The organism is Wenyingzhuangia sp. IMCC45574 (genome assembly GCF_054182685.1).
Genome location: NZ_CM135169.1, coordinates 2,892,549 through 2,904,478, shown reverse-complemented (window position 1 = coordinate 2,904,478; position 11,930 = coordinate 2,892,549). Strand labels below are relative to the sequence as shown.

The following is an 11,930-nucleotide window of genomic DNA, read 5'->3' as shown; positions in this document are numbered from 1 at the left end:
TTCAAACCCTGTTTTTTTGTTTAATTATTAATTTTACACTTTATGAAACCAGAAGACTTATTAAACGACGACTTTTTAAAGCAATTCAAAACGGGCGATGAATTGAGTAATTTTTTAGCCAAGATTCAAAAAAGAGGAATTGAAAAAATGTTAGAGGGAGAATTAGATGCTCACCTAGACTATGACAAACACCAAACTTCTCTAAGTGATAATACACGTAACGGCTACTCCAAAAAGAAAATCAAAACTAGTTTAGGGGAATCTGAAATCACAGTTCCAAGAGATAGAGACGGTAGTTTTAACCCTATGATTGTAAAGAAGAGACAAAATACTTTAGATGGTGTAGAAAACATCATTATTAGCCTCTATGCCAAAGGGATGTCCGTATCTGATATTGAACAACAAGTCTTAGAGCTTTATGATTTCAATATCTCTAGTTCTGCTATATCTCGAATTACAGATAAAATCAACTCAGATATCGTTGCTTGGAAAAACAGACCTTTAGACCCTTGCTATTTGATTGTTTGGATGGATGGAATTGTATTTAAAGTTCGAGAAAACTCAAAAATCATCAACAAGACCATCTATATAGCTGTGGGATTGAAAACCAATGGTAAAAAAGAAGTACTAGGTTTATGGTTAGGTAAGAATGAATCTTCCGCTTTTTGGATGACGGTTTTAACTGATATCAAAGCTAGAGGAACTCAGGATATTTTAATCACAGCTACGGACAATCTAAATGGATTTACAGATACTATAAAGACCGTATTCCCTGAATCGGTAACTCAAATATGTGTGGTACACCAAATTAGAAACTCTTGTAAATATGTGGTCTGGAAAGATAGAAAAGTGTTTTCTAAAGATATGAAAGAAATCTATACAGCTCCTACTAAAGAGGCAGCCAAAGCTGCTTTAGAAGACTTTAAGCAGAAGTGGAACTCTAAGTACTCCTATGCTATTAAAAGTTGGGAAAACAACTGGGATGAACTAACTGTGTTCTTTGACTTCCCTGTAGAGATTAGAACTATTATTTACACTACTAATCTTATTGAAAACTTAAATGGAAAAATTAGAAAGTATACCAAAAATAAACTCTCATACCCAACCGATGATGCAGTAATTAAATCCGTGTTTTTAGCTTTAAGAGAATCAACTAAAAAATGGACGATGCCTATCAGAAATTGGGGAGTAATACTAAACCAGTTTTTAGCTATATTTGAAAATAGGATCCAGCTATAAGTAGCTAAACCCTATTTTTAGAACTTACACAAATTAAGGGACAGTGTCATTTACTAACTAACTTAAAATATAAATACATTTACTATTTAACTCATTACCTGTAAGCTTTAAATTAAAATAGTTAACTACTTATTCACTCTCTACACAAGGTTATTACTTGCTTTTTAACTTCCACGTTCTTACCCAGTCTACTCGCATTGTGTTAATAGACTCATCTTCTAACTCTTGTTTTGGAGGCAATCCACCAACCCAAGGAGAATCTTGTGTCCATAAATCCCAAATTAAAAATTGCTCTAAAGTAAATGGCTGCTTTGTAGTTACGCTTCCAGACGGTTCACCATCTAAGTAAAATTGCACATTGTAAGCATCTTTCCACCAAGCTCCCACTACATGATATGCTTCGTTCCATTTAACTCCCCTTAAAGTATTTCCTTCAGACAAGTTCTTATTGCTTGAATTCCCTTTATTCCTTTCTGTCTCTCCATTTTTTACAATAAAATATTGTGAATTCATTTGCCATGGATACTCATCCAATGCAAAACTAGCTGTTGGATCTAAAGTTGGTTTTGAATTGTTCTCGATAATATCTATCTCATCTCTATTATTGCTATCTCCATTGTTTAACCAAAATGTATTAAAGGCTGATATGTGCGCTGTTTTAATACTACATTCTGTATACATTGGAAACTTAATCTTTGTTTTAGATCGAACTCTAGATGTTTTAAACCATCTATCATCTGTTGTTTTATCCCAAGTTGCCTTTATCCATAGTTTTCCATCTGTTACTCCAGAATTGGTATTTACCATATTTACAGGAGTACCCCCATAATTCCAGTTGGTCTTTGTCCATTTGCTACCATTCCATATATCAAATTCATCGGATAAAGCCTCTACTTTTTCCCATACCATTCCCTCTGGAGTAGTATCATCAAAAGAAGTAAAAGTTGGCTTAGAAAGGTCTGCCTTGGTTACGTCTATTACTTTAGGAGTATCTGGAGTTTCCTCTACAGGAGGATCCTTTTCTTCTGCAGGAGGAATGTATGTATCAGCGTTGTCATTTGCACAACTAATAAACACTATTAATAAACAAAAAAGAGGCGTTTTAAACCTTTGTACTATATTATCTGTAAACATATTATTGTTGTTTTGTGTGTAACAAAATTATATTGTTAACCTCCAAGCGAGGGGCACAGAATTAGAAAAAAACACAACAAAATATAAACTAGAACATAGCAACTAGACAGAACTGAACAAACAAAACCCCTTAAAAAACTAGATGTCTTTTAAGGGGTTATATCTATATGGTGTAAATACTATAAAACTATAGTAAATCTCTTAATCTCTTAGCAGCTCCTTCTGCAGTAATATCTCTTTGCGGAGTACCAAACATTTCGTAACCTACCATAAATTTCTTAACCGTTGCACTTCTTAATAAAGGTGGATAGAAACTCATGTGGAAATGCCAGTGAGAATTATCTTCTCCGTTTGTTGGAGATTGGTGAATTCCAGCTGAGTAAGGGAAAGATGTGTTAAACAACTTATCGTATGTTTTAGTTAACACAGAAATTGCATCTGCATATAAAGCAGCTTCTTCTTCTGTCATATCTAAAATAGAATTTAATTGTTTCTTAGGAGCAATCATTGCTTCGAACGGCCAAATAGCCCAGAAAGGAATTAATACTACAAAAGCATCGTTTTCATAAATAATTCTTTCTCTATCTCCACTTAATTCTTGTGCTAAGTAATCTCCTAACAAACTAGAGTTCTTATCAGAAAAATAAGCTCTTTGCGTTCTGTCTTTTTTCTCTACCTCGTTTGGCAAACTAGACTGAGACCAAATTTGTCCGTGTGGATGCGGATTACTACATCCCATTACAGCTCCTTTGTTCTCAAAAATCTGCACATATTTAATAGCATCGTTTGCTCCAATCTCTTTGTATTCTCTTTGCCAAGTCTTAACAACCTCAGTAATTCCAGGCACATCCATATCTGCCAAACTCTTAGAGTGATCTGGGCTAAAACAAATAACCTTACAAATTCCTGTTTCGCTTTGCGCTTTTAACAATCCATCATTAACTTCAAAAGAAGGACTGTCTTTTTGCAATGCAGCAAAATCGTTTGTAAAAACGTACGTACCTGTATATTTAGGATTCACATCTCCACTTATTCTAGTATTTCCTGCACATAAATAACAAGACTCATCGTATTCAGGTCTTTTTTCGTTATTAACGGCTTCGTTTTGTCCTTGCCAAGGTCTTTTAGACCTATGTGGAGAAACTAATACCCATTCTCCAGTTAAAATATTAAACCTCTTGTGAGAGTAATCTTCTAAATGTTGATCCATTTTACTATTTATTTTCTTGGTTTGCTTATTAAATTGTGTGTGTTCCGTCAGATAAGGCTACTTCGTACGGAGAACACTCGTGTCCGAATTTCTCTGTATAAGCAGCTACTGCTTTTTCTTTAAAGTCTGCAACAGCAGTTTTCTTAATTAAGTTGATTGTACAACCACCAAAACCACCACCCATCATTCTTGCTCCAAGAACATCAGGATTTTCTTTTGATAAGTCTACTAAGAAGTCTAACTCATCACAACTTACTTTGTACTGGTGTTGTAATCCGTTATGAGAACCATAAATTAATTCCCCTAATTTTACTAAATCTCCTTCTTTCATTGCTACAGCAGCAGCTTCTGCTCTTGCATTTTCTTGTACAACGTATACTACTTTTTGGAAATCCTCCTGAGACAACTGATCTTTTACTTTTTCTAAGTCAGCCTCTGTAGCATCTCTTAATGCATCAATACCTAACAACTCTGCTGTTTTTTCACAAACGGCACGTCTATCGTTGTAAGCACTATCAGATAATTTGTGTTTTACGTTGGTGTTGAACAATAATAATTGGTAATCTCCAAAATCAATAGTAAAAGGCTCAGCTTTTGCGGTTCTACAGTCTAACAATAATGCACTGTTCTCTATTCCAAACATAGATGCATATTGATCCATAATCCCACATTTTACACCTACATAGTTGTGCTCAGCAGCTTGAGAAACTAAAATCATTTCGTACTTGGTTAATCCTAAACCAAACAATTCGTTAATTCCGTACACTACACTGTTTTCTAATGCTGCAGATGATGACATACCTGCTCCATCAGGAATATTTCCTCCAAAAACAATATCAAAGTTACCTACAGTCTTTCCTAACTTTTGAGTTTCTGCAACCACACCAACAACATAGGCATGCCAGCTAGACAAATTCTCTGTATTTAGGTTTGCTGTATCAAACTGATATGTTTCGTCCATATCTATAGCAATTGCAGTAGATTGTCCTTCTGATTTTTGAATAGCAGCAACAATCCCCTTATCAATAGCAGCTGGAAATACAAATCCTGCATTGTAATCTGTATGCTCCCCAATGATATTGATACGTCCTGGTGAATAAATTAAAACTGGCTCTGATGAAAAGTTTTTTGCAAAACTCTCTGATACTTTTTGAACTAATTTGGTATCCATTTATGAATTAAATTTTATGGTTTTTATAATATTAAAACAGTCTTAAATTGCAACTGTCCATGTAATTTCATAGCTATCTCCTGCTGCTAACTCTTGTACTCCCATTCCGTTATTTAAACTGTTAGAAACTCCTGTTACAGGTTCTAAAGCAATGGTATTATCTACCGGTGGTGTGTACATCTGAAAGAAGTTTTCTTCTGCAGAAGAATCAATTGTCATTTTATAATTTGGTGTATTAAAAACAACAGCACTCTTAGACAAAGCATAACAGTCGTCTAATTGATTGTCTTTAATTTCTATTGGCATTGCTACCGCACCTTCAATCACATCTTTGGTAATCATTCGCTCATCAAAAGCAATTGTTTTATCACTTTCAAAAGCCAAACTACTGTTGTATAAATCACTACTTAAAAAGTAAGGATGCCATCCTAAAGTAAAAGGGAATGTTTTAGTGTCATTGTTTACAACAACTAAATCTAAAGACAGACCTCTTTTGGCAAGAGTGTAGGTTACCTTAACCGTGTAATCATACGGAAAACCTGCTACTTTATCTTTAGAAACATATTCTAAAGTTACCGTTACACTTTCATCAGCATCGTGCGAAGCCACTAATTCAAAAGTTTTATCGTATACCAAACCATGTAAGGCATTGTTTAGGTTTCCTTCGTTACAATCTAACTGAAACGTTTCTCCGTTATACTCGTACTTTCCATCTTTAATTCTATTGGCAAATGGAAATAAAATAGACGAAGCATAAGAACTTGAATAGTCTATTGGTAAATCTTTAATAACTGGAATTCCTCCTAAAACTAGTTCTTCTAGAGCGGTTCCTCTAGACAAACATATTTTTGCACTCGCATTGGCACTTGTAAGCACTACATAGTCCAATCCGTTTTCTTGTGTTTGATTAATAGTATACAATTTTCTTTATTTTTAATTTTTAGCCTATAATGATTGTCTTAAAATAAGCTGATTCGTATTTTCTATTTGTAAATGTTCATCGTTATTAATCATCTCTGCCAAACGTTTCCCCATGGCCTTAAAATCTGTAGAAATGGTAGTTATTCCCCCTTCTACAATTTCTTTTAATAAGGTATCGTTGTAAGAAATAATCCCAATATCTTCTGATAAAATCAATTCTTGTTCCTTGATTTTCTTAACTACTCGAATTAAGTTTCTGTCGTCTGGAATGATGTACACTTCGCCTTTACTTAGATTTCTTTCCTCCACAGAAGCAGCTATTTCGTAATCTAGTTGATGTTCTTGGCAAAACTTTTCAAAACCAACTTTCATTCCCAAAGGCTGTATCTTTTCATTAAATAATAAAACCATTTTAGAATACTTCTCAATCAAAGCCAATCCTTCTGTAAGATTGGTATAAATATCATTCTCAAAATTCTGATAAATGGCTGCGTAAGAACTAAACTCTTTGTGCATTTGATCTAATATGTAGACTTTTTCCTTTGGTAACTTTTCCACTACATCTAATGTATTCTCCAAATTGGCGGTCATAATTATATAAGAACTATAATTACCTATGTTATCGTAAATTAATTTGGTAAACACAGCAGGGTTAAAGTGATGAAAATAGATATCTACCTCCGTATTATCTTCTAAGTTTTTTAAAAAATTATTGTACAAGTCTTCTTTAAAGGCATTTAATTCATCAAACAACAAGAAAACTTTTCTTTCTGTACCTACATCTTCGCTTAACACATAATAGCCCTTACCTGCTATAGATTGTACAATTCCTCTAGTTTTTAATTCATTTAAAGCGGTTAAGACCGTATCTCTAGATACCTTATTGTCTTTTTGAATACTGCTTATAGAAGGTAATTTATCTCCCTTACAAAGTTTTTTTTCTACAATAGCCTCTACAACAGCGTTAATTATCTGCCTGTATTTAGGTGTACCTAGTTTTCTTTCTATAGGGTTTAAAGTCATGCATCAAATATAAATAAAAAAACTGGTATGTACTGGTATGTTTTTGTGAAAAATCTATTTTTTAAGCTTAGAGTTGATTTCTTAACAATTTTTGAGCGGTATTTTTACACACTGAGAATAAGTATCTAAATAAGATGTAAAACATTAGATGAGCAAAAAACTCATCTAATGTATACTTTCAACTAAAACTAGGGGTACTTTAATTGAACTGATAGTAAACAGGGTAGTTCAAAACTATGTATAGTATTATGCCTTCATTTTTCAAAAAATTCAACACAACAAATCCTGTTCGAATAGAAGGTCTATTCGAAAGACAGATAAAAAAATCATTTTTAATAGCTCTTACAAAGTTCTAATAAATTATGGCTGAAGTAAATCCCCAAAAAGAGGGAGTTTAAGGTAAAAAAATTGTTAAATATGCTCTATTATGGTTAAATCCAACCATTTTTAACACACCGAGTCACTACTTCTGTGATGTTTTTACAATCTGATTTTGCCAAGATGTTCTTTTTATGTGATTTTATAGTCTCTTCGGATAAAAACAAAGCATCTGCCACTTCCTTATTAGAGTAACCCGAGCCCGTTAATCGTAATACTTCTGTTTCTCTTGTGGTGTATAAATTGGCTTTTTCTTTAAATTCAAAATCCTCAAAAGGATCTACTCCAATAAACAATGGATAACCATTAAACCCAAACAAAGAAATGGTTCTTGGATTGATATTGGTAATATGTTCTATATCTGTATGGATAAGTAAACTGTAAGCCAACTTTCCTTCTTCTCCTTCTTGAATTACCATTCCCTGATGCAAAATCAATCGATATCTGCCTTCTCCATCTTTTACTCGGTAGGCATAACTACTTTTTACATTGGTAATACCTGTGGCATATACTTCTTGTAGTGCTCTATTTAAAAATAGCTTCGCATTCTTGCATAAAGCTTACATCATCTGGATGAATTCTATTGATGAGAAATTCAAAACCTGCTTCCTGTTCCGATATTTTATAGAAATCTAATAAAGAAGGACTCTTTTGTTCTATTAAAATATCTGGGTAATTGGTAAAATTTACGGCAAAATAGTAAAACGGTCCAACAGCAATTGTTTTACCTATTAAATTCTTAACGGTGTTCTTAGACAAGAGTACCTCGCCATTATTAGATACAAGTCTCCATTATCCCAAACCTGATGCAAGGGACTTTTTGAATTATTATTCATTTTCTAGCTATTAAAAATGACTTCCTCTAAAATAAGTTTTTATTGATGAAGAACTGGTATTTCTCATAGTAAAAAACAACCTCTTAGACCATTAACTCCTGCCTTTTCAATATATAGTGACACATTTAATCATCTCGGAACGATAGATTTAATTTCTCTATTTTTTTTTCATAATCCTTATCAATGGTAGCATACCTCCATAAAACTAAGTCAACTACTTGGATCTTTTCAGAAATATAATCTGAAATAGCAGAGCATAATAAGTGTGGGGATTCAAATCCTATTTTTTTGGAAATTCTAATCAAATGTCTGTCTGGTTTGGCAAAAGCAAGACCAATATTTTTAGCTAAATGATAACGGGTAATCTTTCCAATGAATTTGAAGGATTCTAGATATTTAATTCCTTTTTCCTGAATTTCTGACTTCACACTTTCTACCCCAATAGAACCTATTATTATACTGGTATCTAATATTGCTTTTATTTTGAGCTTATTGTTAAATATTGTTAAAAGTTTTTTATTTAGCCTGTCATAGTTTGTCACTATATAATTAAGGTTTTTCCATGATTTTAAAACTTTTTCAATTTTCGGAAAAACTTTAGACACTACATTGTCGCTTAGACCTGAAGCTAAAACAACCCACGAATACTCTTTTAAAAAAACTTCAGAACTCATACTTGAAAAGCATATTTCTTCCTGCCAATCTATTTCACTCGAAAAGCCTTTGTTTATAACAAATTTCTTAGCAATAAAATAAGCTTTTGCAATAGAATCAATATTTTCCATTATTGTAAATTTTAGTAAAAAAAAACAGACACCTTATAAACCAATACGGTTTTCCTTTATGCAAATCTATGAATTTACTTAATTCTACCTTTTTATAATGTCTAGATTTTAGATAATTAAAGCTATTATCAGGTATTTTAGGTAGTGACTCGTTTACTTGATTATACAATTCATTGACAAGTAATACTCTATGTAAAAACTCTGTTTCATCCTCTATTCCTCTCACTAGTCTCATCTCATTTATCAATCTAGACAACTGTTTAACAGCACTTAAATGTTGCTCACTTCTCTTAGACCAATCAACTAGCATAAAAATAATTGACAGTAAAAAAATGATTAAAGAAGATACAGAAACTATATTCTTTATAGTTTTTTCTTCAAACCCAGTAAATGTCAAGTATTCATAATCAAAGAAAGTAAAGACATTTAGAATAATCGCAGTCAAAACGAAAAATATATTTCCTATCGAAGATTTATTTTTGAATTTATGATACAATATTGAATGCATCGTAATCAACATATTAGTAACCTTATATTTTCTGTTAAGCTCTTGCCTCATGTCCTATTTAAATAATTCTTTCCAAGACTCTTTATTCTTTTTAGCATCTAAATTATTTATTTTTCTACTAAGCTGAGAAAGAGAATCAGCGACCATTCTTCTTTTCGTACTATTACTTTTTTCTAAATAACTATCTACATGTCTAGATTGACCTGTTGAGTCTTTAATTGGAGTTAAAACCTTTTTGGAGGCTTCACTAAAAAAATGATTTAACATTGCTTTAGTTTGCTGTTGTCCAGAATAATTTTTAAAAATTTCTATTGCCATAGATTCGGTATGATATCCCGACATTCTTCTCGCTTCTGGAAGCGAAGAAATAATAGATTTAACTAGTTTTATGACAGGAACAACTTTATTTGCATTTGCCTTATTTACAGATGTCAGTTTTTCAGCAAATTTCCTTGGCTTCACAACTTTTGACCATTCATTTTCTTTATTAGGAGATGCTATCTTGTAACCTGTCTCTGTCTTAACCGAAGGCAATAATTGCACTTCAACTCCGTTAGAATACTTTACTGTAACGGCTAATTTTCCAATTGTAATTTCAGTATTTGGAAGTCTATTTCTCAATTTATCAGCAAAATAATCAAGTACTTCCTTAGGTGATTTATTTGAAAGTTCTGAATTATTTAGAACTACTAGCGAATCAACATCACTAAGACCATTTACATATGTATGCTTCTCAACCGAACCTCCAAAAAACAAATCTACCACACCTTCAATATCTGAATTCAATGCCTTTGTTAAGGTTTCAATATGTGAATTAATTTCCTCTACCGGCCTATTATTCAGTCCTTTTAGAACATCATTCAAAACTGTATTAACATCCGATTCATATGCTTTATCTAAAGACTCTTTTTCTGCCTCTCTAATCCTATTTGCAGAATCACTTGGGCTTGAATATGAATCAAAACTCCCCCCAGAACCTCCCATATCTATATTTTTTTTAAAACGTTTTCAACTATTTTTTCTATTTTGTTTCCAAATCCCTCACCTCCAATATCATCGAACACATTATATTTTTTTTCTCTTACAAAGTCTATTAATAGTTCTTTCAAAGACTCTAATTTGTAAATATTATCTTTAATACTCTCTAGTCTTATTTCATTATCTGAGACAAAAATATTCTCAAAATTTTTAAGTACAGTTGAATTATTCATGTAAGAAGCACAACAATTATAATAATCATATTTCAACCATGATAATCCATCAAAAACTTCTGCTCCAAAAATGAAATATAGAATTACCGACAATGGGTCTAATGCTCCAAAAATATGTATCGGAGAAGATATCCCTATTTCGTCTAGTTTTGCTCTTAGAATATAAATATTCTTCATTCGTTCAAAAAAAGCCCCCCCTAACTCTTTTTCTGTTATACCTATTATATCGAACCCTTCTAATAATTCAATATTTTCAATGATTTCATCGATATCCACAAAAATTGAATCAGCATTAGTTGGTTTTATTAGAAAGTCTGATAAAAATTGTTTTTTATCTTCAAAAAAGATTTTTGCACTATGAACCTGATCTTTGAAAGGGATTTTTAAATCTACATTATCATAACTTACAATAATAGCAGGATGTAAATCTGTCCAATTAGAAATAAATTCTTCTAACAAATCTTGAGTCCATTCCTTTGTACCCCTATCATATTTCCTTGTTTCAGATAAATCAAAATTATTTGACGTTTCATACCCTCCACTATCTATAATAGTTATTTGAGTTGAATTAATAGAATCTATATTAGGCATGTGGTTATGGTAGACATCATAAGCACTTATTAGTTGTGATTCATAAATAAACTCTTTGGCAAACTCCATAGTATTACATAATTCTGATTTTCCATCATGAATTGCAAAACCTTTACTAGAATAAGATGGCACTAATAACGGAGTTCTAACATCAACTCCTAGAGGATGTTTTATCACACTGGTTCTTAATTTCATTTTCAATTTTTTTTAAGTCTAAACATGTAAGACATTCACCACATGGAGGCTCTAAACCTTTTTCACAGCTATAAGTATAGTTGATTGGAATTTTCGTCTCTAAAAAATAATTATAGATATCTCTTTTATTAAATTCTATAAACGGGCAATCTAGAAACAAATTCCCATTTGTATATAAATCTAACATTTTCTGACCAAGTTCAACAAAAGTCTGGGAACAATCTGCATAATTAGTTCCCGAATGTATACCTAGACTAATGACTCCGCTATTGTATGGATTATTAGCTAATGCCAATGACAATAACAGTAAATTTCTACCTTGTATAAAACCACTATCGAGATTTAAATTAATTTTAGAATTTATCTTTATAACTTCAACCTCCAAAATGGCTTTCAACTTTTCTATAGCTAATTCTTCTTGACGTAAGGCAACTTGACCATAATCAACAAATAAACCTTTTACATTGTAGCCTAATTGTTTGAAATACCAAATACAGCATAAAGAGTCAACACCTCCGCTAAATAAAACTAAAGCATTCCTTTTCATAAACAGAAATAAATAAAAACATTATTTCATGAGACATTAAAACAAACCTACTCATTAGAAAAATTCAAGTCTTCATCCATAAAGATATGAATAACCTTTAATAAAACAGGAATGTTATCATCATTACTTTTTAAAATGAGTGACTTATGTGGGATAAAAAAAGCCCTAACTCAAAAGAGTT

The 11,930-nt window shown here is 32.0% G+C and carries 12 protein-coding genes; 1 reads left to right on the top strand and 11 read right to left on the bottom strand.

All coding sequences use genetic code 11. From position 1 onward, the window contains the following. Positions 1–42: 42 nt before the first annotated feature. Complete coding sequence (locus tag ACXHHC_RS12350) at positions 43–1,239, top strand: IS256 family transposase (protein WP_458226684.1); 1,197 nt, start codon at positions 43–45, stop codon at positions 1,237–1,239. Positions 1,240–1,392: 153 nt separating this feature from the next. On the opposite strand, the gene ACXHHC_RS12345 is transcribed toward ACXHHC_RS12350, so the two are convergent. From ACXHHC_RS12345 to ACXHHC_RS12295, 11 genes are all read right to left on the bottom strand, one after another. Continuing rightward, positions 1,393–2,373, bottom strand: coding sequence for a beta-agarase (locus tag ACXHHC_RS12345; RefSeq protein WP_458226683.1), 981 nt, complete (start codon positions 2,371–2,373; stop codon positions 1,393–1,395). A gap of 187 nt (positions 2,374–2,560) precedes the next feature. Beyond that, positions 2,561–3,583 (bottom strand): UDP-glucose--hexose-1-phosphate uridylyltransferase, encoded by a 1,023-nt coding sequence (locus tag ACXHHC_RS12340; protein WP_458226682.1) that lies wholly within the window; start codon positions 3,581–3,583, stop codon positions 2,561–2,563. Between the two features lie 28 nt (positions 3,584–3,611). Further along, positions 3,612–4,754, bottom strand: a complete 1,143-nt coding sequence (gene galK / locus ACXHHC_RS12335) for a galactokinase (protein ID WP_458226681.1) — start codon at positions 4,752–4,754, stop codon at positions 3,612–3,614. Positions 4,755–4,796: 42 nt separating this feature from the next. Further along, positions 4,797–5,675 carry an aldose epimerase family protein gene (locus ACXHHC_RS12330; protein ID WP_458226680.1) on the bottom strand — a complete coding sequence of 293 codons (879 nt, stop codon included), beginning with the start codon at positions 5,673–5,675 and terminating at the stop codon, positions 4,797–4,799. A 24-nt stretch (positions 5,676–5,699) separates the two neighbouring features. Then, positions 5,700–6,698, bottom strand: coding sequence for a GntR family transcriptional regulator (locus ACXHHC_RS12325; protein ID WP_458226679.1), 999 nt, complete (start codon positions 6,696–6,698; stop codon positions 5,700–5,702). Positions 6,699–7,129: 431 nt separating this feature from the next. Beyond that, positions 7,130–7,513 carry a response regulator transcription factor gene (locus tag ACXHHC_RS12320; protein WP_458226678.1) on the bottom strand — a complete coding sequence of 128 codons (384 nt, stop codon included), beginning with the start codon at positions 7,511–7,513 and terminating at the stop codon, positions 7,130–7,132. Positions 7,514–7,601: 88 nt separating this feature from the next. Further along, entirely contained in the window at positions 7,602–7,835 is a 234-nt protein-coding gene (locus tag ACXHHC_RS12315) for a hypothetical protein (RefSeq protein ID WP_458226677.1), read from the bottom strand. Between the two features lie 202 nt (positions 7,836–8,037). Further along, positions 8,038–8,697 carry a hypothetical protein gene (locus ACXHHC_RS12310; RefSeq protein ID WP_458226676.1) on the bottom strand — a complete coding sequence of 220 codons (660 nt, stop codon included), beginning with the start codon at positions 8,695–8,697 and terminating at the stop codon, positions 8,038–8,040. A 562-nt stretch (positions 8,698–9,259) separates the two neighbouring features. Beyond that, positions 9,260–10,189 (bottom strand): CBASS oligonucleotide cyclase, encoded by a 930-nt coding sequence (locus ACXHHC_RS12305; protein WP_458226675.1) that lies wholly within the window; start codon positions 10,187–10,189, stop codon positions 9,260–9,262. A gap of 2 nt (positions 10,190–10,191) precedes the next feature. Next, positions 10,192–11,202, bottom strand: coding sequence for a hypothetical protein (locus tag ACXHHC_RS12300; protein ID WP_458226674.1), 1,011 nt, complete (start codon positions 11,200–11,202; stop codon positions 10,192–10,194). Next, positions 11,159–11,749 carry a 7-cyano-7-deazaguanine synthase gene (locus ACXHHC_RS12295; protein ID WP_458226673.1) on the bottom strand — a complete coding sequence of 197 codons (591 nt, stop codon included), beginning with the start codon at positions 11,747–11,749 and terminating at the stop codon, positions 11,159–11,161. Before ACXHHC_RS12295 ends, ACXHHC_RS12300 begins: the two co-directional genes overlap by 44 nt. Positions 11,750–11,930 lie beyond the last annotated feature (181 nt).